Origin of the sequence: Williamsia sp. 1138 (genome assembly GCF_002095435.2) — a bacterium.
Lineage (GTDB): Bacteria > Actinomycetota > Actinomycetes > Mycobacteriales > Mycobacteriaceae > Williamsia.
The window spans coordinates 1-21,310 of the sequence record NZ_MJEJ02000012.1 but is presented as its reverse complement, the minus strand read 5'-3'; the positions used below and the strand labels follow the sequence as shown (position 1 = coordinate 21,310).

The window sequence follows — 21,310 nt, the reverse complement described above, 5'->3', positions numbered from 1 at the left end:
GGGCCGTGCTCGGCGATGGCGGTGGTGAACATGTCGATCGCGGCGGGCTTGTTTTCGGTGTACTCGATGCGCCAGCAGACCGGGTGGCGGGAGAACACGTCGATCGCGAGGTAGAGCTTGTAGCGGTCGTCGTTGGTCGGGCCGTGCAGGTCGGTGATGTCCCAGGACCACAACTGACCCGGGCCGCTGGCATGAATGATTGGTTTGGATCGACTGTGGTTGCCGGGGCTGCTGTGGTGGCCGCGGCGGCGGTCACCGACCGTGCCGTAGCGCGCAGCGATCCGGTAGAACGTGCGTGGTGAGCAACCGATCTCACGCTTGTCGAAAGCGCGCCAATATGTTTGCTGCACAGACAGATCCGCGTATTCTTCACGGTTCAATATCTCGACAATGACCTCTTCTTCGGTGGCGGTCAGCGCAGCCGGCTGGAACCGCTGCGTGTGCGGCACCGGATCCTGGACCGGCTTGTAATGACGGTAACCGCGCTCGATCCGGTAGTAGGTCGAGCGAGCCAGACCGGTCAATGCGCATGCGGCTTTGACCCCGATCCAGGTGTGAGTGGCCAAGGCGGTGACCAACTCGGTCAGGAAAGATGATGTCGCTTGAGCCAGGCCTGGTACTGCTCGGCGCTCATCAACGCCGGTGGGATCTGCGGACCCTCGTCCTCGGTCGAGCTCTTGGTGATCCCGTCCAAGAGCTCGAAGGCTTTTCCCATGATCTCCAACGCCGCCTCGGACTGGGCGTTCTTCTTCTCCAACCGGGCGACTTTGGCGCGCAACCGGGCCAGCTCAGCGCGGTCTTGGCTGTCCATGCGGTCCCTCGTTTTGTCGGCGGCAGCGACCATCGAGTCACTGAACGCACCAGACTCGCGGGCCTCTAACCACTCTCGCACGGTCGCCCGAGTCAGGTTGTACTCACGCATCAACCGAGTCTTGGCGCCGCGTTGCACCGCCAGGTCCCAGCGCTGCAAAAACGCAACCCGGAACGCGATCGGGAACGACCGCCGCCCCTTCGCTGACCGTCCAATCGGGATATCGATCGGGGTATCCAACAAATCCATGTCACACTCCATCCCCACCACCCCTACCACACCTTGTGTCTTACGACCAGGATGGCAGAGAGGGTATTTCCGGTGGGTGGTGCGAATTCGGGTGGGGGAGGTTGGTTGGGTGGGGTTGGTTGGGGGCAGGTTGCGCCCCACCCACCTGTTTTCGCGCTGGCTAGGTAGTGCCCCCACCCACCCGTTTTCGCGGGAGCCACTCGCAATTGCCGGTGGGCGGTGCGAATTCGGGTGGGGGAGGGTGGTTGAGGGGCCTCCTCGGCGGTCCAGTGCCTGCGCTCGTCGATGGGTGCTTCCTTCGGCTTCCGGCCCCTGGCGCACCCACCTACCGAACAATCGATCTGTCAACCGGCCGAAACGGTAGATCTTTGACCTTCGGGGGCGCCCGTGGTCCGGCGGTGTTCAAACTTTGACAAGCATCAGCGTGCGGATTACCGTCGGAAATGTGGCGGGCCACACACCTGCTTCGACGACGTCAAAGTGTTCAGTAAATCTGAACACTGCGGGAATTGAACGACCTCGCCGGTTCTCGTCCGGACCCGCGGATCGCCGATAGAGAAAGTTGGACCCAGTGGAGTACTCGTACCCGAAACTGTTCATCGGTGGACGTTGGCAGGAGCCGTCGACCACCGACGTCCTTGCTGTCCACTCCGCTGCCACCGAGGAGCAGATCGGTCAGGTGCCCGCGTCGGCGCCTGCGGATGTCGACAACGCGGTAGCGGCAGCGGGTGCCGCCCTCGTCGACCCGGCGTGGGCGGGAATCTCGCAGTCCGAGCGCGCCGATCTGATCGAGCGCTTCGCGGACGCCGTCGACAAGCGTGCAGACGAGCGGGCCACTGTCGTGTCGCGGCAGAACGGGATGCCGATCGCGATCGCCGGGATGGCCGAGGGACCCATGCCTGCGTTGCTGCTCCGCTACTTCGCGGGACTGATCCGTGACGCCTCCCTGGAAGAACGACGCGTCGCATTCCCCGGCCCGGGCACTACCGTGGTCCGCAAGGAACCGGTCGGCGTCGTTGCCGCCATCGCCCCGTGGAACTTCCCGTCTGTACTCGCCGCGTTCAAGATCGCTCCGGCCCTCGCCGCCGGGTGCTCCGTCGTCCTCAAGCCGTCGCCGGAGACCGTCCTCGACTCGTTCCTGCTCGCCGATGCCGCCATCGAAGCAGGACTGCCCGCCGGCGTCCTCAACGTCGTCACCGGTGGCCCTGACATCGGCAAATACCTGGTCGCCCACCAGGGTGTCCAGAAGGTCGCATTCACCGGATCGACCGCCGCGGGTCGCCAGATCGGCGAGGTGTGTGGGCGACTGCTGCGCCCGGTCACCCTGGAGTTGGGTGGCAAGTCCGCCGCACTGATCCTCGACGACGCCGATATCGAGTCGACCGTCACCGGATTGGCGACCGCTTCTCTGCTCAACAGCGGCCAAACGTGTTACATGTCAACGCGTATCCTCGCGCCGAAAGGTCGCTACCAGGATTTCGTGGATGCGATCACCGCGATGGTCGGTTCGCTGCCCGTCGGTGACCCGCTGGATCCTTCTACCTTCATCGGGCCCCTCGTCAGCGAGAAGCAGCGTGACCGGGTGTTGTCTTACGTCGATGCCGGACGCAATGAGGGCGCGACGCTGACCACCGGTGGTGGCCGACCCAGCGGACTCGATCGTGGATGGTTCGTCGAACCGACCGTGTTCGCCAACACCGACAACACCACAACCATCGCCCGCGAGGAGATTTTCGGGCCGGTCCTGACGGTGATGCCGTACGACGGTGAGGCAGAGGCCATCTCGATGGCCAACGACTCCGAGTTCGGACTCGGCGGCACGGTATGGACAGCCGACTCCGCTCGCGGACTCGATGTGGCCCGTCAGATCCAGACCGGATCCTTTGGCGTGAACAGCTATGCGCTCGACTTCGGGTCGCCGTTCGGTGGGGTCAAGTCGAGTGGCCTGGGCCGAGAACTCGGTCCTGAAGGTCTGGCCGCGTATTACAGTCTGAAGTCGATCTTCCTCGCCGAGTGATGGCTCACTTCCCGTATTCATCAGTGCGGCCGGCCTGATGCCCGCTCCCAGTGACCAGGAGGTCGGCCGCCGGATCCGAACCCACCGCGAACACCGGCAGGTTTCGTTACGGGAGATGGCGCGTCGTCTCGATGTCAGTCCGGCCACGTTGTCGGCGCTCGAAAACGGCCGGACCGCGGTGAGCGTGAGCCGGATGTTCGCTGTCAGTGAGGTTCTCGACATCTCGATTGCTGCACTGCTCGACGAAGACGGGCTCGTCGACACCATGCGGGTGCCGATGAGCACCGCCGCAGTCGCTCGGTGGCGTGAGTACGAGCCGACACCGCACGATCCCATCCTCGACGCGGCCCTGGCGTGCATCATGGCCAAGGGTTACCACGGTTGCTCCGTTCGGGACATCGCAGAGGCCGCGCACCTGAGTGTGCCTGCGCTCTATCACCATCATCCGAGCAAGCAGGCCATGCTCTATTCACTGATGGACAGCACGATGACCGACCTCATCGACAGGATGACGGCGGCCCGCGATGATGGCGGTGATTGCGCGGCAACACGTTTCGCGTTGATGGTCGAATGCTTGGTGCTTTATCACACCTATCGGCGCGAACTGTCGTTCGTGTGTGGTAGCGAGATGCGCAGCCTCGAGGCCGACAGTCGGGCGAGTATCGCTGCCAAAAGGACTGCGGTGCAACGCCTCGTCGACATCGAGGTGCTCGGCGCGGTTGAAGCCGGTGAGTTCGGGACGACCCAGCCGAAGCAGTCGTCGCGTGCGGTGGTGACGATGTGCATGAGCGTCGCGAACTGGTTCCGTCCGGACGGGCCGGCGAGGCCTGCGGACATCGCACGTTCGTATACCCAATTCTCCTTGGACATTGTACGGGGCACAGTGCCATCCGACACCCAGAAGGGAGCCCGCTGATGTATCCAGGCGCGCATTCGATCTCTTACCCGGACAAGCCGGCGGTCATCATGGCCGGGACGGGTGAGGTACTGACCTACGCCGAACTCGAGAGTCGTTCGGTGAAGCTTGCCAGGTACTTCCGTTCGCTGGGGCTGCGGCGCGGTGACCACATCGCCCTGCTCAGCGACAACAATCCGCGCATCTTCGAGACCTACTGGGCGGCAATGCGGTCGGGGCTGTACCTGACCGCGATCAATCGACACCTGACGCCGTCTGAGGTCGCATACATCGTCGAGGATTCGCAGGCGACGTGCCTCGTGGTGTCCGCGTCGCTGGGTGCACTTGCCGGTGAGGTCGTCGCCCTGACCCCCGACGTGCGTCACCGGCTCTCGTTCGGCGGCACATCGGCCGGGTACGCCGACCTCGATGAAGCGCTCGCGGACGTGTCCGACGAGCCGCTGGATGACCAGCCCCGCGGCGCCGACATGCTGTATTCGTCCGGCACGACGGGCAAGCCGAAGGGCATCGCGCCGTCACTGCCGAATCGCCAGGTCGGCGACGAGGGCGACACGATGGTGCACATGGTCCGGGACCTGTGGGGGATGGACTCCGACACCGTCTATCTGTCGCCGGCACCGCTGTATCACGCTGCGCCACTGCGTACCGCCGCCGCGATCCAGGCCATCGGCGGCACCGCGGTCATCATGGACCGCTTCGACGCCGAAGCCGCGCTCAAATACATCGAGCAGTACCGGATCACCCACAGTCAATGGGTGCCGACGATGTTCGTGCGGATGCTGAGGCTGCCCGCGCACATCCGCGACAAGTACGACCACTCCAGCCTCCAGCAGGCGATTCACGCGGCGGCCCCATGCCCCGTCGATGTCAAACGGGCAATGATCGACTGGTGGGGACCTATTCTGCTGGAATACTATTCGTCCACCGAGCTCGCGGGGATGACCATGATCGACAGCGAGGAGTGGCTCCGCAAGCCGGGATCGGTCGGTCGCGACGGCTGGATCGGCACCGTCCACATATGCGGCGACGACGGCATTGACTTGCCTGCCGGCGAGGTCGGGGTCATCTACTTCGAGCGGGAGACGATGCCGTTCGAGTACTGGGGCGACCCCGCGAAGACGAAATCGGCGCAGCATCCCGACCACGACAACTGGGCGACCACCGGCGACGTCGGCTACCTCGACGAGGACCGGTACCTCTTCCTCACCGACCGGGCCACGTTCATGATCATCTCGGGCGGCGTGAACATCTATCCGCAGGAGATCGAAAACGTTCTGGCCGGGCACCCGAAGGTGCTCGACGTCGCGGTGGTCGGTGTTCCCGACGACGAGATGGGGGAGACGGTCCTGGCGGCCGTCCAGACTGTGGACGGGGTCGACGGATCCCCCGAATTCTCCGATGATCTCTTGCGGTTCACCGGAGAACGCCTGGCCCGGTTCAAGGTCCCTCGCACGTTGATCTTCGTCGACAGCCTGCCCCGGACCCCGACAGGCAAACTAGCCAAGGGTGATCTGAAGAACCAGTTCGTCGGCTGACGTTCGGCCCGCGCACAAAAGCACCTAACCAGGTGCATCTGATGTCAGGTGGGGGAGTCCGACGGCGCCTCGGTCGCGGGCTGCGGCTGGTCCCCACGGCGGCGGTAGCGCTTGAAGATCTCGCTGATGATGGGCAGCACCGAGACGAAGACGATCAGCAAGAAGATGTAGTCGATGTTCTCCTGGATGAAGGTGATCTGGCCGAGCCAGAAACCGAGCAGGGTCACACCCGCGCCCCACACGATCGCGCCGACGATGTTGTAGGTGAGGAACGTCCGGTACTTCATCCGGGCGGCGCCCGCCACCAGAGGCGCGAACGTCCGCACGATGGGCACGAAGCGGGCCAGGAAGATGGTGATCGGGCCGTGCTTCTCGAAGAACTCGTGGGCCTCTTCGATGTACTTCGTCTTGAGGACCTTGGCGTCCGGTTTGAACAGGGAGTAGCCGAAGCGGTTACCGAGGAAATAACCCACCTGATCACCGAGGAACGCGGCGATCGGGATGGTCACCAGCAAGACCCAGAGCGGGGCGAACGGTTCGATCTCGGTCGACTTGGCGGCGACGATCAGACCTGCGGTGAAAAGCAGGGAGTCGCCGGGGAGCAGCGGGAACAGCAATCCGGATTCGATGAAGACGACGAGGAGGAGTCCGCCCAACATCCAGGTCCCGAATGAATTCAACAGGTTGACCGGGTCCAGGAACCCAGGCAGTAACGCCACTTCAGTGGTGGTCTGGGCAAGCACAGTCTCGATCACAGGGCCCAAGGGTACCGGTTGCAGGTGTCCGAATCCCAAACCGTCGATCCGGGGGGCACGGCAACCGGACACACTTGCCATACTTGGGCGGAGAAAACAACGAACCGCAGCTGGAGGACATATGCCCATCGCAACGCCCGAACAATATGCACAGATGCTCAACGCGGCCAAAGAAGGCGGGTTCGCTTTTCCCGCGATCAACTGCACCTCGTCGAACACCATCAACGCCGCCCTCAAGGGTTTCGCGGATGCAGGCAGTGACGGCATCATCCAGTTCTCCACCGGTGGCGCAGAGTTCGGGTCGGGCCTGGGTGTCAAGGACATGGTCACGGGCGCTGTCGCGCTGGCCGAGTTCGCCCACGTCGTCGCCGAGAAGTACGGCGTGACCGTGGCGCTGCACACCGACCACTGCCCCAAGGACAAGCTCGACACTTACGTGCGCCCGCTGCTCGCGATCTCCCAGGAGCGCGTCGACGCCGGAAAGAACCCGCTGTTCCAGTCGCATATGTGGGACGGCAGCGCGGTGCCGCTCGACGAGAACCTGGAGATCGCCAAGGATCTGCTGGCCAAGGCCGCAGCCGCCAAGATCATCCTGGAGATCGAGATCGGTGTCGTCGGCGGTGAAGAGGACGGTGTCGAGAACGAGATCAACGACAAACTGTTCACCACGGCCGAAGACTTCGAGGCCACCCTCGAAGCACTCGGTGCCGGCGATTCCGGTAGCCGTTACCTGCTGGCCGCGACCTTCGGCAACGTCCACGGCGTCTACAAGCCGGGCAACGTCAAACTGCGTCCCGAGGTCCTCAAGATCGGCCAGGAAGTTGCCGTCAAGAAGCTCGGTCTGCCCGCCGGCGCCAAGCCCTTCGACTTCGTCTTCCACGGTGGATCCGGGTCTCTCAAGAGCGAGATCGAGGAGGCCCTGGGCTACGGCGTCATCAAGATGAACGTCGACACCGACACCCAGTACGCGTACACCCGGCCGATCGCCGGTCACATGTTCGCCAACTACGACGGCGTCCTCAAGGTCGATGGCGACGTGGGCAACAAGAAGGTCTACGACCCCCGCGTCTACAACAAGAAGGCGGAGGCGTCGATGACCGAGCGCGTCATCGAGGCGTGCACCGACCTCAAGTCGACGGGCAAGTCCATCAGCGCCTAGAGAAGTATCCCCACCAAGACAGCGACACCCAGCAGCACCAACGCAGCGGCCGCACACAAGACCGAGGTATCCACCCGGCGGTGTGGCCGCTGTGTCGTTGTCATGCGTGGTGGATCGAACGGGTACGGATCAGCCGCGAACGGGATCTGTTGTGTCGGCGGGACGCCGTAGTGCTCGGGGCGCTGAACGTAGTGCTCGGGCCGCTGGACGTAGTGGCCGGGGACCGGCCGGTGACCCGGCCGGCGCTGCTGCTCGGGGGGAGCAGGTGGCCGGCGGGTCAGCGGAGGTGCGGGTTGCGGCGGTGGGCCCTGACGCGGGACCGGATTCGGCCGGGTCGGCGGCTCGTGATCTCGATGGGGAACCGAGGCCGGTGGGCGCTGCGACGCGATCGGCAGGGTCGCCGCGTTCACCACCCGGTGGGCGGGTCGGGGTGGACCAGCAGGCCGCCGGTCTTCCGGAGAGGGCACGTGATGAGCCTATCCGCCGCGCTGTATCAGTGAAGAGCACATGCGGGCGCAGTCATTCGATCAGTGGTACGCCGCTACGCCTTGCAGACCTTCCATTCGCCGTCGATCTTGCTCAGGGTCAGAGCGACGTCGAGCTTCTGATCGGGCGTGGCGGTCTTGAACGCGATCACCTCGACCACCGCGCTGTTGCCGTCTTCGACGATCTTGGATGCCTTGACCCCATCGACCCCGACCAATTCGTTGTTGGCCTCCTGGGTTCGGTGATCTTCGGCGAACTCCTCGTCGGAGATGCCCGCGAAACGCGCCTGCGCTTCGCCGCAGGTGATCGAGCGGAGGACGACGATGTCTCCGTCACGGAGCGCCGCCGTGTATTCCAGCGCAGTGTCCGCCGCGACGTCGGCCGCGGGCACCGATTCTTCCTTGTTGGCGGCGACCACACCGATGACGGCGGCCACCACACCGATGATCACGATCAGCGCCGCGAGACCGAACCAGAGCCCTTTGCGAGATTTCTTGGGTGGGACACCACTCGGCCGGTCCTGCGGCGTGCCCCCAGGGGCGATGTACTGAGGCGTGGACGGTTCGGCCTTCCACCCCGTTGCCTGGGCCGGACGTTCCTGCGGACGCGAAGCCTTCGTGACGTCGATCCGTTCGGTCTGCGCGTCGATGACCTCGGTCGGCGCAGCCGAATCGGTGGCGATGACCTGGGTTTCGCTCTCGTCCGCCGGCGATCCGACGGCGGGCGGCTGCGGATCGGCGGAGGAGGTCTTCTGGAGGCCGACCGGCGGCACCGCCGCGAACTCGGCGGTCTCGTTGTCATCCCCGGGTACGCCGGTGTCGCCGGCGACGATGGCGACGGTGTCGGCTTCGGAATCCGCCGTCGCGATGGATTCGGTTTCGGCGGTGTCGTCGACCGCCTCATCGGCCGCCAACTCCGCGGGTGAGGGCTCAGCAGGTGCCTGTTCTGTGGTCGATTCTTCGACCGGTGACGATTCCGGGGACGAAGCCTCGGTCGCAACCGGCGCCGCGACGGTCTGCGGTGCCTCAGTCGGAGCTGGATCGCCCCCGGCTTCATCGTCGACCCCGGCTTCTTCGTCGACTACAGGGCCTTCGTCGACCCCGGGATCTTCGTCAACCGAGGGGTCCTGGTCGGCCACAGGTTCTTCGTCGACCAAGGCGTCCTCGTCGACCCGGGTTTCTTCTTCGTCTTCCGGGACGTCCTCGTCGCTTGTCGGTTCTGGTGCGTCGGCGGCCGACGGCGACTCGGCGGGGGCTTCCGAAGTCGGATCTTCGGAGGGTTCGGCGGTGGAGTCCTCCTCGGTCACTTCAGCGGCGGCGGGTGTCTCGGATTCGGTCGCTGGAATGTCGGTCGAATCGTCGACGGGTGCCGTCGGCGTATCCCGGCCCGGTTCTTCCTGCGACAACTGTTCCCCCTGTGGTGAGTGTTCTGTACGTGGTGCTTCATCCTGCGACGAGGCCTGACCCGGGCCTGTCTTGCCTTCGCGACGCTTACGGATGGCCGAAAGTGCGCGGCTGACAACAGAATTGCCTTCATCATTAGGATGTGACATGCACCAGGTCCCCGTCCTCGAGCGACATCGATAAGAAAGTGCGAGGTCGTTGCCGATGTTCGGCCAGACGTACCTGCGCAGCGTCGGGCCCACCCTATCGAATGGATCGTCGACCGGACGGGTGGCCCGGGCCGTGAGTGGAGCTGCGACAATGGGTCGATGACGTCGTTCGGAGATCTTCTCGGCCCCCAGCCCACCCTGTTGACCGGAGACGACGAGGCGGAGTCGGAACTGCTCGATGGAGCCGACCCTGCTGCCGTCGCCGCCGCACATCCCACCGCCTCTGTCGCCTGGGGCGCCCTCGCCGAGGCCGCCCTGAAAGACGGCGCCACCATCACCGCATACGCGTACGCGCGCACCGGCTACCACCGCGGTCTCGATCAGCTGCGCCGCCACGGCTGGAAGGGCTTCGGTCCGGTGCCGTGGAGTCACGAACCGAACCAGGGCTTCCTGCGCTGCGTCGGGGTGCTGGCGCGGGCTGCACAGATCATCGGCGAAGAAGACGAGTACCTCCGCTGCCTCGACCTGTTGAACGAAAGTGACCCCGCAGCCGCCGGCGAGCTCGGCCTCGCCTGAGCCGCCACCGAGCGGTCCGCCGGTCGAGCGGATAAAGCTCCTCCCGACCCTCGGCCGTGACCGGTTGCCGCCGCGCGTGCGGGCTCCACTGCACCGCGTGCGGCTCTCGCTGCTCCCAGTCCTGCAATGCTCTCTCGCGGCTGGGCTCGCGTGGTGGATCGCCAGTCAGGTCTTCGATCACGAACGGCCCTTCTTCGCGCCTATCGCTGCGGTCGTGTCCCTCGGGCTGTCGCTGGGTCAGCGCTGGCGTCGTGCCCTCGAGGTGGCCATCGGTGTCACCGTCGGCGTCGCGGTCGGTGACCTGATCATCTCGGTGATCGGCTCGGGGACCTGGCAGATCATGGTCGTCGTCGCCATCGCGATGTTGTGCGCGGTGCTCGTCGACAAGGGGCCCCTGGTCCCGATCCAGGCGGCGAGTTCGGCCGTGCTGGTGGCCACCCTGTTGCCACCGGGCGGAGTGGACGGCTACCACCGGGTGATCGACGCACTCATCGGTGGGCTGGTCGCGATCGTCGTGGTCGCACTCGTCCCCACCCACCCCGTCCTGCGCGCTCGCCGCGACGCCGCCAACGTGCTGACCACGATGTCGGACGTACTCGCCGAGGTCGCCGAAGGTCTGCGGCGCATGGACCACGAGCGGCTCAGCGAAGCGCTCGAGAACGCCCGCACCACCCAGGCCGGTATCGACGCGCTGCGGTCGGACATCTCCGGAGGCCAGGAGATCAGCCGGATCTCGCCGCTGCACTGGGCCCGTCGCTCGCGACTCGATCGCGTCACGGCGATGGCCGATCCGATCGACAACGCCGTCCGGAACGTCCGCGTGCTGACACGTCGCGCCGCGTCCTCGACCGAACGTGGTCAGAAGATCAAACCCGAGATCGTCGACCTGATCGGACAGCTCGGCCACGCCTTCGATGTCCTCAACGACATGATGCTGGCCGATCCCGGGCAGATGCCCGACCAGGCGGAGGCGGCCAGGGTGCTGCGGAGCATCGCGCGCCGGACCAAACCCGAGTTGGTCGAGGGGAGTGCGTTGTCGGAGACGGTGATCCTCGCCCAGATCCGCTCGACACTCGTCGACCTCTTGATGGCCTGCGGGCTCTCGCGGGTCTCGGCGATGGCCACGTTGAGGTAGGGCCGGGCAGCCCGGTCTTGCAACACATGCAAGATCATGCATATATTGGTCTTCGGTCCTGGTGTCGGGGCAAGAACAGGGGAACGAACTGATGGGTCACACGCACAGCCACGGTCCTGGCGCTTCCGACGAGGCCGACGGGACCGAGCGCAGGCTCTGGCCGATGGTGGTCGGGGCGATCATCATCTCCGTCTTCTTCGTGGTGGAACTGACAGTCGGCATCACGGTCAACTCGTTGGCCCTGATCGCCGACGCCGGGCACATGCTCACGGATGTGGTCGCGATGCTCATGGGCCTCGGTGCGCTGCTGCTCGGTCGACATGGCAGCTCAGACGGTGTGAAGACCTTCGGCTGGCATCGCGCGGAGGTGTTCACCGCCGTCGCCAATGCGGTACTGCTGATCGGGGTCGCGGTCTTCGTCCTCTACGAGGCGGTGGAACGGATCGGCACCGATCCACAGGTGCCCGGGCTGACCCTGGTGATCGTCGCGCTGATCGGCCTCGCCGCGAACATCGTCGTGATGCTGCTACTCCGTAGCGATTCCAAGGGCAGCATCGCGGTCCGCGGCGCGTACATGGAGGTGCTCGCCGACGCGGTCGGTTCGATCGGGGTGCTGATCGCAGGCATCGTCACCATGACGACCAGCTGGCCGTATGCCGACCTCGTCGTGGCCGTGCTGATCGCACTGTGGGTGGCACCCAGGGCTGTTCGGCTGGCGCTCGACGCCCTGCGCATCCTGGCTCAGCAGGCGCCCCAGCACGTCGACGTGGACGGGGTCCGCGCCGACCTCACCGCCCTGGAAGGGGTCACCGAGGTCCACGACCTGCACATCTGGACCCTGACCACCGGCATGGACGTCGCCACGGTGCACGTCACCGCCACCGCGGACAACGCCGTCGTCCTCAGCGCAGCCCGCGAAGTCCTCGATTCCCATGGACTGACCCACGCCACCATTCAGGTCGATCCCGTCGGAATGCAGGCCGACTGCCACAAGAAGATCACCTGGTAGCTCCGATGATGTGCCCTTCTGGCGGAGCCCACCTGGGCTTTCCCTCGCCACAAGGGCACATCATCGGGGGTGCGATCAGGTGTCTTCGGGCTCGATGCGACGCAGGACGGTGATCGCACGGGGCCCGACGGTGATCGTCGCGGGAGCCGGCAACGGATCTGCTTCCTCGTCAGGGTTCATCGTGTCGATCACGACCTCCCACTGCTCGCCGTACTCCGCATTCACCGCGAAGTCGATGGGCTCGTAGTGCGCACTGAGCAGCAGTAGGAACGAACTGTCGGTGATCCGCTCGCCGAAGTCGTCGACCTCGGGGATGGCGCTGCCGTTCAGGAACAACCCCACGGCGCGGCCGAAGTCGACCGACCAGTCGTCCTCGGTCATCTCGCTGCCGTCGGGACGGAGCCAGGCGATGTCGGGCAGGGCGTCGGCGGAACGCTGCATCGGCCGGCCCTCGAAGAACCGGCGGCGACGGAAGACCGGGTGTGCGGCGCGCAGTGCGGTGACCTTCTGGGTGAAGGCGAGCAGGTCGGTGTCGACGTTCTCCCAGTCGATCCACGTCAGTTCGTTGTCCTGGCAGTACCCGTTGTTGTTGCCCTGCTGCGTGCGGCCGAGTTCGTCGCCGTGGCTGATCATCGGGACACCCTGCGACAGGAGCAGGGTCGCGATCATGTTGCGGCTCTGGCGCGCTCGCAACGTCAAGATCTCCGGATCGTCCGTCTCGCCTTCGACGCCGCAGTTCCACGACCGGTTGTGGCTCTCGCCGTCCGCGCTGTCCTCGCCGTTCTCCTCATTGTGTTTCTCGTTGTACGACACCAGGTCTCGCAGCGTGAAGCCATCGTGTGCGGTCACGAAGTTGATCGATGCCGCGGGGCGACGACCGTCGTGCTCGTACATGTCGGCCGAACCTGTTATGCGTGAGGCAAACTCACCCAAGGTGTCGGGTTCGCCGCGCCAGAAGTCGCGGACGGTGTCGCGATATTTGCCGTTCCATTCCGTCCACTGCGGCGGGAAGTTGCCCACCTGATAGCCACCGGGTCCGACATCCCACGGCTCGGCGATGAGCTTGACCTGGCTGACGATCGGGTCCTGCTGGATGAGGTCGAAGAAGCTCGACAGCCGGTCGACGTCGTAGAACTCGCGGGCGAGGGCCGACGCGAGGTCGAATCGGAAGCCGTCGACGTGCATCTCGGTGACCCAGTATCGCAGCGAATCCATCAACAGCTGCAGCGAATGCGGGTGCCGGACGTTGAGGGTGTTACCCGTACCGGTGTAATCCATGTAGTACTGCTGGTCGTCTTCGACCAGCCGGTAATACGACGCGTTGTCCAGACCCCGGAACGACAACGTCGGTCCGAGGTGATTGCCCTCGGCGGTGTGGTTGTAGACGACGTCGAGGATGATCTCGATGCCGGCCTCGTGAACCGCCTTCACCATGGACTTGAAGTCCTGCACCTGACCCGACAGGGAGTCGGTCCGGGAGTACTTGGAGTCCGGTGCGAAGAAGCCGATGGTGTTGTAGCCCCAGTAGTTCGAGAGGCCCTTGTCCTGCAGCACCGAGTCGTCCGCGAAGTGGTGGACCGGCATCAACTCGAGTGCGGTGACCCCCAACTCGGTCAAGTGGTCCAGGATCGCGGGGTGCGCGATGGCGGCGTACGTTCCGCGGAGTTCCTCGGGGATACCCGGGTGGGTCTCGGTGAGCCCCTTGACGTGGGCCTCGTAGACGACCGTGTCGGGGTAGGAGTGTCTTGGCGGGCGGTCGACACCCCAATCGAAGAACGGGTTGATCACCACGGACTTGGGCATGTACGGCCCCGAGTCCTCGTCGTTGCGAGATGACGGGTCGTCGAACTTGTATCCGAACACCGCTTCTGCCCACTCGAACTTGCCGTCGATCGCCTTGGCGTAGGGATCGAGCAGCAGTTTGTTCGGGTTGCACCGTTGCCCCTGGGCGGGATCGTGGGGACCGTGGATCCGGTACCCGTAACGCTGCCCGGGCTCGACGCCCGGCAAGAAGCCATGCCAGACGAAACCGTCGCGCTCGAGCAGGTCGAGTTGGGTTTCGGTGCCGTCGTCGTCGATCAGGCACAGCTGCACCCGCTCCGCGACCTCACTGAACACGGCGAAATTGGTACCTGCCCCGCTGTAGTTGGCTCCCAGCGGATAGGCGGTACCCGGTCGGATCTGCAAGTTGTGCCTCCTGGCATCGGACGGGGGATTTCGAGCCTACTGGCGTCGGGGTGGACATGCTGAGACGACAGCGCCGATGCTGACCGCCGGGAGCTACCCGCTAGCGCCAGAAAACAAACAACTGCCAGCCCCAGGACGCGAGAGCGCGGTCGGCGCCGCCGAGTTCGAACAACGAGTAGATGAAGTCGAAGAACGCCCGGTTCAGCGGTGGGATCAGCAGGAGGCCGAAGATGATCAAGAATCCGTATTGGCCGACCGGTGCCACCTTGCTGCGGGTCTCGTGCGAGAGATACGGCTCGATGATGCCGTAGCCGTCGAGGCCGGGGATCGGTAGCAGATTCAGCAGCGCTGCGGTGATCTGCAGGATGGCCAGCATCGACAGCGCCGACCAGAAGTTGAGCTCGGGGAAGATCGCGTACAGGTCCTGACTCCCGATGACACCGAGCAGGATCGCCGCCAGCACGATGTTCGTCAGTGGTCCCGCGGCCGAGACGATACTGCGCTGCACCTTCGTGAAACCGGCCTGGTTCACATATACGGCGCCGCCGGGGAATCCGATACCACCGAGCAGGATGAACAAGAGCGGCAAAGCAATCGAGAGGCCGGGATGCGCATACTTCAGGGGATTGAGGGTCAGATACCCGCGCAGTTCTGCGCCGTGGTCGCCGAACTTGAAAGCGGTGACGGCGTGCGCGAACTCGTGCAGGCACAGGGACACCACCCATCCGCCGATCACCAGGAGCAGGGCGCCGATGATCGCGACGGCGGATCGCTGCCCACCGGAGTTCCACAGGATCACACCACCGACGACCGTCGCGGCGACCACACCCAGGAAAACCGGCCCGGGCCGAACGGCCCGGGCGACGGCGCGCGTGGTGCCCGCGGTCATCTGATGGCCCTGTGGGTGTGAGCTCTCATGGCCGGACCAGCTTCCAATTGTGTTGATGGCGATAGAAGGTCGACCGTTTCGTAGGTCTCGGTGCAGTGATGCCGTCACGTTCGACGATCAGGGCGGGGGCGCCGGTCTGCGCGGCCCGGCCGAGGTGCCACTTCGCGCGAAACCGCTTGTCGAGCCGCGCCCGGATACCGGGCATCGTCGTGGTCGGTTCGATCACGACGGCCTTGGCCTTGCCTCGGACCAGGAGGTCGCTGTCGACGTAACTCTCACCCTCGAACGGCCCCTCGACCCCACGCTGCCTGGCCTGCCCGAGCAGGACGATCGCCATGTCGTCGCGGATGAGGGGAAGCTCCTCGGCTGCACCGTCCACCGCGAGCGCCGTCGCCGCGGGCCCGGTCGGCAACCCGTAGATCGTGCTCGCCGGCGTCGGGTGTGGCAGGACCAGTGCGATCTCGAGGTCGAGGCGCTCGGCGAGCATGATCCGGCCGACCACGGCGGCGCAGAAGGCGTCGGGGAGCTCGGGGCCGGCCACCACCACGAGTCGGGTGAGCGACTCATCTGCCACTGCAGAGTTGACTGCGGCGATGATCGACGCCCGCTCGCGCACCGCGTCGGCATGTCGAAGGCCGGCCGGGATCAACTCCGACTGTGCCCCGGTCTCGGCGATCACCTGTATCTGTCCTGGTCCCACCGCATCCTCGCTCACCTCGCACGCCCGTCGCCTGCGATCCTACGGATCGCCGTCGGCGTACCATTCCGCCACGTCAGACCTGCCCGAGAGACCTCGATCACGTAAATGTCGGCTCGACCCAGTAGGGTTGACCCACGGTTCGGCGTGCGCATCTGCATGTCGTCCGGAAGGAGCGCGTACATGCCTGCGATCGTGCTGATCGGCGCCCAGTGGGGCGATGAAGGTAAAGGCAAGGCCACGGATCTCTTGGGTGGTCGCCTGCAGTGGGTGGTGCGGTACCAGGGCGGAAACAACGCCGGGCACACCGTGGTTCTGCCCAACGGCGAAACATTCGCCCTGCACCTCATCCCATCGGGGATTCTCACCCCCGGAGTCAAGAACGTCATCGGTAACGGTGTCGTCGTCGACCCGGGTGTGCTGCTGACCGAGTTGGGCGGTCTCGAAGACCGCGACGTCGACACCAGCGGACTGCTCATCTCCGCGGATGCCCACCTGCTGATGCCGTACCACGTGGCCATCGACAAGGTCACCGAACGATTCCTCGGTAACAAGAAGATCGGCACCACGGGCCGCGGAATCGGGCCCTGCTACCAGGACAAGATCGCCCGTGTCGGCGTCCGGGTCGCCGACGTGCTCGATGAGAGCATCCTGACCCAAAAGGTCGAGGCCGCACTGGAAATCAAGAACCAGATCCTCACCAAGATCTACAACCGGCGAGCACTCGACCCGGTGAAGGTCGTCGAAGAGGTCCTCGGCCAGGCCGAAGGTTTCAAGCACCGCATCGCCGACACCCGACTGCTGCTCAACCAGGCGCTCGAATCCGGTGAGACCGTCCTGCTGGAAGGGTCGCAGGGCACCCTGCTCGACGTCGACCACGGCACGTATCCCTTTGTGACGTCGTCGAATCCGACGTCCGGCGGTGCCGCCGTCGGGTCCGGTATCGGACCCACCCGCATCACCACGGTCCTCGGAATCCTCAAGGCGTACACCACCCGCGTCGGCTCGGGCCCGTTCCCGACGGAGCTGTTCGACGAGTGGGGCGCCTACCTGGCCAAGACCGGTGGCGAGGTCGGTGTCACCACCGGCCGCGCCCGCCGATGCGGCTGGTTCGACGCCGTCATCGCCCGATACGCGACGCGGGTCAACGGCATCACCGATTACTTCCTGACCAAACTCGACGTCCTCTCGAGCCTCGACACCGTTCCGATCTGTGTCGCATACGAGGTCGACGGTGTCCGGGTCGACGAGATGCCGATGACGCAGACCGGTTTTCACCACGCCAAGCCCATCTACGAAGAGATGCCCGGCTGGTGGGAAGACATTTCCCAGTGCACGACATTTGACGAGCTGCCGCAGAACGCGCAGAACTACGTGCTGCGACTCGAGGAACTGTCCGGGGCGCACATCTCGTGCATCGGCGTCGGGCCGGGCCGCGATCAGACGATCGTCCGGCGCGAGATCCTCTGACCCGAGCGGCTCGATCTCTCGTCTTCTCGGCCAGTAGCACCGCCCCCACCCACCCGTTTTCGCGCCGCCCACCTGATCTTTCCGGTGGGTGGCGCAAAAACGGGTGGGTGGTGCCGTCGCGGGCGGGACTGATTTCGAAAATCGTCCCGAACTCCGTCGTGCCCTGTGGTAGAAATCACTCCAGGGAAGCAGTCAGTACTGACTGTAGGATGGGGGAGCGGCATGGAACAGGTCACGCGGCGGACGGTGTTGAAGGCCGCCGGGGTAGGCGCTGCCGTTGCAGGATCCACGCTGGTGGTGCCGTCGCTGACGGGGCCGGCGGCGCGGGCCATACCGCCGACGGGGGCAGGTCGCGGACGAGGGGTCGCGATCTTCGGCGGCGGTATGTCGGGGTTGACGGTTGCGCACGAGCTGATCGAGCGGGGCTTCTCGGTCACCGTGTACGAACCGGCCTTCCTCGGCGGCAAGGCTCGCAGCATGGACGTGCCGAACACTGCTGCAGGGGGCAGGCTCGCACTTCCCGGCGAACACGGATTCCGGTTCTTCCCCGGCTGCTATCAGCACGTGCCGGACACCATGGAGCGGATTGCGGTCGGTGGTGGCAACGTCAAGGACACCCATCTGATCAACGTCGAAGGTGCGGTCATCGCCTTGGACGAGGCCGGGTATGCGCCGATCACGGTGCCGCAGTCGGTCAACGGGTTCGTCGAACACGCCAGTGCGATAGTCAATCTCGAGAACCTGCGCAACTCGATCACCACATCTCTCAAGATCGTGGGCGACATCCCGCCGCAGGAGCTCGCGTACTTCGTCACCCGCGAGCTGATCATCGCCACGAGTTGCGAAGAGCGCAGGCTCGGGCAGTGGGAAAAACAGTCCTGGATGGAGTTCGTCAAAGCGAAAGGCAAGTCGAGCGCCTACCAGAAGTACTTGGTCAGCGCGCTGACGAGGGCGACGGTTGCGGCGAAGCCCGACCTGGGTTCGGCACGGACGATCGGGCAGATCGGTCTCGCGCTGGTCACCTCGGCGACCGGGTTGATCAGTCAGTACGCAGGCACGATCGTCGGGGGCGGTGTCGACCGGGTTCTCAATGCCCCGACCAACCACGCCTGGATCAACCCGTGGGTCGACTATCTCCGCGGCCGTGGGGTGCAGTTCGTGATGGGACAGGGCGCCACCGCATTCGACGTCGCGGGCGGTCAGATCACGGGAGTTCAGGTGTCCGACGGTGCCGGGTCATCGTCGACGGTGACCTCGGACTGGTACGTCGCGGCGATGCCACTCGATCGTCTCAAGCCCTTGCTGCAACCCGCAGTGCTGTCGGCGGCGCCCGAGCTCGCGGGCATCGCGCAGTTGCAGGACGACTGGATGGTGGGCATCCAGTACTTCCTGTCGAGGCGCTCCGACGTCCCGCCGAGCCACATCGCCTCGCTCGGCACCCCGTGGGCGCTGACCGGACTGTTCCAGGCCGGCCCGTGGGACGTCGACTTCGGTCGCAAGTACGGCGACGGTCGGGTGCACGACTGCCTGTCGGTGGACGTCTCCGACTGGGACACCCCGGGAATCCTGTACGGCAAGACCGCGAAGCAATGCAGCAAGGAAGAGATCGCCAAGGAGGTCTGGGCGCAGATGAGCCGCGCGCTGAACCGGGGGTCGACACCGATCCTGCGGGACAGTGAACTGGTCAGCTGGCATCTCGATCCCGGAATCACCTGGGATCCAACCATTTCGAACGCAACGCCGTTGATGGTCAATACGGCCGACTCCTACCAGCACCGACCCACCGCCGACACCGCCATCCCGAACTTCTTCATCGGTGGCGACCACGTCCGGACCAACATCGACCTCGCGACGATGGAGGGGGCGAACGAATCGGGCAGGCGCGTGGCCAACGCGATCCTCGATGCGTCGGGCAGCAATGCCGAGCGGGCCGCGGTACACCCGTTGTGGGAGTTGCCATTCCTGGACCCGTTCAAGCAGACCGACCGCGACCGGTACCGGGCCGGGCTCCCGCACATCATGGATGTCTGATCGGAGCGGTAGTGTTGTTCCATGACGGACGGATCCGTATCTCTGGGCGGCACACAGCAACTCGGGGTGCAACAGCTCAAGAGTACGAAGAGCCGCAATCAAATTCTTGACGCCGCCATCGATGTTCTCGTCAGCAAGGGCTACGCGCAGGCCAGCACGCTCGCCATCCAGGAGGCGGCCGGCGTCTCGCGGGGGCGGCTGCTCCACCACTTTCCGTCGCGCGACGACCTGCTGATGGCGGCCGTGCATCACCTGGCGCGGGTGCGGATCGAAGAGCTGCCGCAGCGGGTCGAGTGGCCGGAGGATCCCATCGAACGGATCTCGGTCGGTATCGACACCGGTTGGTCGACCTTTCATCAGCCATACTTCGTCGCCTCGATCGAGCTGTGGACTGCGGCTCGCACCAACGAGCGGTTGCGGAGTGCACTGCTGCCGGCCGAACGGGAGCTGGGTCCGACGGTCCGCACGGCTGTCGACTCGTTCCTCGGCCCGGTGTTGACCGCCGCGCCCCGCACCGACGAGCTGTATCCGATCCTGCTGTCGAGCATGCGAGGTGCGGCGATGACGTATCTCCTCGATCGCCGGGATCCGCGGGATGACCCGCACCTGCCGTTGTGGAAGACGCTCACCGCCGAATATCTGCTTCCCGACTGACAAACCCAGGTCACCCGCCCGCAAACCCACTCGTTCCGGTCAAACCCAGGGGTTCCAGCCCTCTCTGCCATCCTGGTCGTAAGACACAAGGTGTGGTAGGGGTGGTGGGGATGGAGTGTGACATGGATTTGTTGGATACCCCGATCGATATCCCGATTGGACGGTCAGCGAAGGGGCGGCGGTCGTTCCCGATCGCGTTCCGGGTTGCGTTTTTGCAGCGCTGGGACCTGGCGGTGCAACGCGGCGCCAAGACTCGGTTGATGCGTGAGTACAACCTGACTCGGGCGACCGTGCGAGAGTGGTTAGAGGCCCGCGAGTCTGGTGCGTTCAGTGACTCGATGGTCGCTGCCGCCGACAAAACGAGGGACCGCATGGACAGCCAAGACCGCGCTGAGCTGGCCCGGTTGCGCGCCAAAGTCGCCCGGTTGGAGAAGAAGAACGCCCAGTCCGAGGCGGCGTTGGAGATCATGGGAAAAGCCTTCGAGCTCTTGGACGGGATCACCAAGAGCTCGACCGAGGACGAGGGTCCGCAGATCCCACCGGCGTTGATGAGCGCCGAGCAGTACCAGGCCTGGCTCAAGCGACATCATCTTTCCTGACCGAGTTGGTCACCGCCTTGGCCACTCACACCTGGATCGGGGTCAAAGCCGCATGCGCATTGACCGGTCTGGCTCGCTCGACCTACTACCGGATCGAGCGCGGTTACCGTCATTACAAGCCGGTCCAGGATCCGGTGCCGCACACGCAGCGGTTCCAGCCGGCTGCGCTGACCGCCACCGAAGAAGAGGTCATTGTCGAGATATTGAACCGTGAAGAATACGCGGATCTGTCTGTGCAGCAAACATATTGGCGCGCTTTCGACAAGCGTGAGATCGGTTGCTCACCACGCACGTTCTACCGGATCGCTGCGCGCTACGGCACGGTCGGTGACCGCCGCCGCGGCCACCACAGCAGCCCCGGCAACCACAGTCGATCCAAACCAATCATTCATGCCAGCGGCCCGGGTCAGTTGTGGTCCTGGGACATCACCGACCTGCACGGCCCGACCAACGACGACCGCTACAAGCTCTACCTCGCGATCGACGTGTTCTCCCGCCACCCGGTCTGCTGGCGCATCGAGTACACCGAAAACAAGCCCGCCGCGATCGACATGTTCACCACCGCCATCGCCGAGCACGGCCC

At 65.0% G+C, this 21,310-nt stretch carries 20 protein-coding genes; 12 read left to right on the top strand and 8 right to left on the bottom strand.

The annotated features are described in order from the left end of the window. Both BH683_RS00520 and BH683_RS00515 read right to left on the bottom strand, forming a co-directional pair. A partial coding sequence (locus tag BH683_RS00520; protein WP_143695939.1) for a DDE-type integrase/transposase/recombinase occupies positions 1 to 578 on the bottom strand: 578 nt, incomplete at its 3' end. A gap of 5 nt (positions 579 to 583) precedes the next feature. Continuing rightward, positions 584 to 1,060, bottom strand: a complete 477-nt coding sequence (locus BH683_RS00515; protein ID WP_084834288.1) for a hypothetical protein — start codon at positions 1,058 to 1,060, stop codon at positions 584 to 586. A 571-nt stretch (positions 1,061 to 1,631) separates the two neighbouring features. Here BH683_RS00515 and BH683_RS00510 point away from each other — a divergent pair. The 3 genes from BH683_RS00510 to BH683_RS00500 are packed head-to-tail and all read left to right on the top strand — an operon-like array spanning position 1,632 to position 5,528. After that, on the top strand, positions 1,632 to 3,077 hold the full coding sequence (locus BH683_RS00510) for an aldehyde dehydrogenase (RefSeq protein WP_084834320.1): 1,446 nt from the start codon (positions 1,632 to 1,634) through the stop codon (positions 3,075 to 3,077). Between the two features lie 37 nt (positions 3,078 to 3,114). Continuing rightward, positions 3,115 to 3,993, top strand: a complete 879-nt coding sequence (locus BH683_RS00505; protein WP_210405134.1) for a TetR family transcriptional regulator — start codon at positions 3,115 to 3,117, stop codon at positions 3,991 to 3,993. Then, positions 3,993 to 5,528 carry an acyl-CoA synthetase gene (locus tag BH683_RS00500; RefSeq protein WP_084834318.1) on the top strand — a complete coding sequence of 512 codons (1,536 nt, stop codon included), beginning with the start codon at positions 3,993 to 3,995 and terminating at the stop codon, positions 5,526 to 5,528. Before BH683_RS00505 ends, BH683_RS00500 begins: the two co-directional genes overlap by 1 nt. A gap of 44 nt (positions 5,529 to 5,572) precedes the next feature. On the opposite strand, the gene BH683_RS00495 is transcribed toward BH683_RS00500, so the two are convergent. Then, the gene (locus BH683_RS00495) at positions 5,573 to 6,283 is read right to left on the bottom strand and encodes a VTT domain-containing protein (protein ID WP_084834323.1); all 711 of its coding nucleotides are present in this window, start codon (positions 6,281 to 6,283) and stop codon (positions 5,573 to 5,575) included. A 121-nt stretch (positions 6,284 to 6,404) separates the two neighbouring features. Between BH683_RS00495 and fbaA the strand changes: the two genes are divergently transcribed. Continuing rightward, positions 6,405 to 7,442: a class II fructose-bisphosphate aldolase gene (gene fbaA, locus BH683_RS00490; protein ID WP_084834317.1), complete on the top strand. Its 1,038-nt coding sequence runs from the start codon at positions 6,405 to 6,407 to the stop codon at positions 7,440 to 7,442. Here fbaA and BH683_RS00485 read toward each other — a convergent pair. Both BH683_RS00485 and BH683_RS00480 read right to left on the bottom strand, forming a co-directional pair. After that, on the bottom strand, positions 7,439 to 7,909 hold the full coding sequence (locus BH683_RS00485) for a hypothetical protein (RefSeq protein ID WP_143695944.1): 471 nt from the start codon (positions 7,907 to 7,909) through the stop codon (positions 7,439 to 7,441). The genes fbaA and BH683_RS00485 overlap by 4 nt on opposite strands. 74 nt (positions 7,910 to 7,983) lie before the next feature. Further along, positions 7,984 to 9,480, bottom strand: a complete 1,497-nt coding sequence (locus BH683_RS00480) for a DUF4878 domain-containing protein (RefSeq protein WP_143695943.1) — start codon at positions 9,478 to 9,480, stop codon at positions 7,984 to 7,986. A 159-nt stretch (positions 9,481 to 9,639) separates the two neighbouring features. On the opposite strand from BH683_RS00480, the gene BH683_RS00475 reads away from it, so the two are divergent. The 3 genes from BH683_RS00475 to BH683_RS00465 all read left to right on the top strand — a co-directional run bounded on the left by BH683_RS00475 (position 9,640) and on the right by BH683_RS00465 (position 12,200). After that, complete coding sequence (locus tag BH683_RS00475) at positions 9,640 to 10,056, top strand: DUF3151 domain-containing protein (RefSeq protein ID WP_084834314.1); 417 nt, start codon at positions 9,640 to 9,642, stop codon at positions 10,054 to 10,056. A gap of 64 nt (positions 10,057 to 10,120) precedes the next feature. Next, positions 10,121 to 11,191: an FUSC family protein gene (locus BH683_RS00470; RefSeq protein WP_246833125.1), complete on the top strand. Its 1,071-nt coding sequence runs from the start codon at positions 10,121 to 10,123 to the stop codon at positions 11,189 to 11,191. Between the two features lie 91 nt (positions 11,192 to 11,282). Next, complete coding sequence (locus BH683_RS00465; protein WP_084834322.1) at positions 11,283 to 12,200, top strand: cation diffusion facilitator family transporter; 918 nt, start codon at positions 11,283 to 11,285, stop codon at positions 12,198 to 12,200. 75 nt (positions 12,201 to 12,275) lie between these two features. Here the strand turns inward: BH683_RS00465 and glgX are convergent, their stop codons facing one another. From glgX to BH683_RS00450, 3 genes are all read right to left on the bottom strand, one after another. Further along, positions 12,276 to 14,387 (bottom strand): glycogen debranching protein GlgX, encoded by a 2,112-nt coding sequence (gene glgX / locus BH683_RS00460; RefSeq protein WP_084834312.1) that lies wholly within the window; start codon positions 14,385 to 14,387, stop codon positions 12,276 to 12,278. Positions 14,388 to 14,487: 100 nt separating this feature from the next. After that, positions 14,488 to 15,276 carry a site-2 protease family protein gene (locus BH683_RS00455; RefSeq protein WP_084834311.1) on the bottom strand — a complete coding sequence of 263 codons (789 nt, stop codon included), beginning with the start codon at positions 15,274 to 15,276 and terminating at the stop codon, positions 14,488 to 14,490. Positions 15,277 to 15,301: 25 nt separating this feature from the next. Next, a complete protein-coding gene (locus BH683_RS00450) occupies positions 15,302 to 15,991 on the bottom strand; it encodes a hypothetical protein (RefSeq protein ID WP_246833124.1) in 690 nt (229 codons plus the stop codon). 165 nt (positions 15,992 to 16,156) lie between these two features. Between BH683_RS00450 and BH683_RS00445 the strand changes: the two genes are divergently transcribed. From BH683_RS00445 to BH683_RS00425, 5 genes are all read left to right on the top strand, one after another. Continuing rightward, positions 16,157 to 17,443 carry an adenylosuccinate synthase gene (locus tag BH683_RS00445; protein WP_084834310.1) on the top strand — a complete coding sequence of 429 codons (1,287 nt, stop codon included), beginning with the start codon at positions 16,157 to 16,159 and terminating at the stop codon, positions 17,441 to 17,443. 222 nt (positions 17,444 to 17,665) lie between these two features. Further along, positions 17,666 to 19,474 (top strand): FAD-dependent oxidoreductase, encoded by a 1,809-nt coding sequence (locus BH683_RS00440; protein ID WP_084834309.1) that lies wholly within the window; start codon positions 17,666 to 17,668, stop codon positions 19,472 to 19,474. 21 nt (positions 19,475 to 19,495) lie between these two features. Next, positions 19,496 to 20,128, top strand: coding sequence for a TetR/AcrR family transcriptional regulator (locus tag BH683_RS00435; protein WP_084834308.1), 633 nt, complete (start codon positions 19,496 to 19,498; stop codon positions 20,126 to 20,128). Between the two features lie 122 nt (positions 20,129 to 20,250). Further along, on the top strand, positions 20,251 to 20,727 hold the full coding sequence (locus BH683_RS00430) for a hypothetical protein (RefSeq protein WP_084834288.1): 477 nt from the start codon (positions 20,251 to 20,253) through the stop codon (positions 20,725 to 20,727). Positions 20,728 to 20,732: 5 nt separating this feature from the next. Continuing rightward, positions 20,733 to 21,310, top strand: a 578-nt coding sequence (locus tag BH683_RS00425; RefSeq protein ID WP_143695939.1) for a DDE-type integrase/transposase/recombinase, incomplete at its 3' end; no start/stop codon positions are given.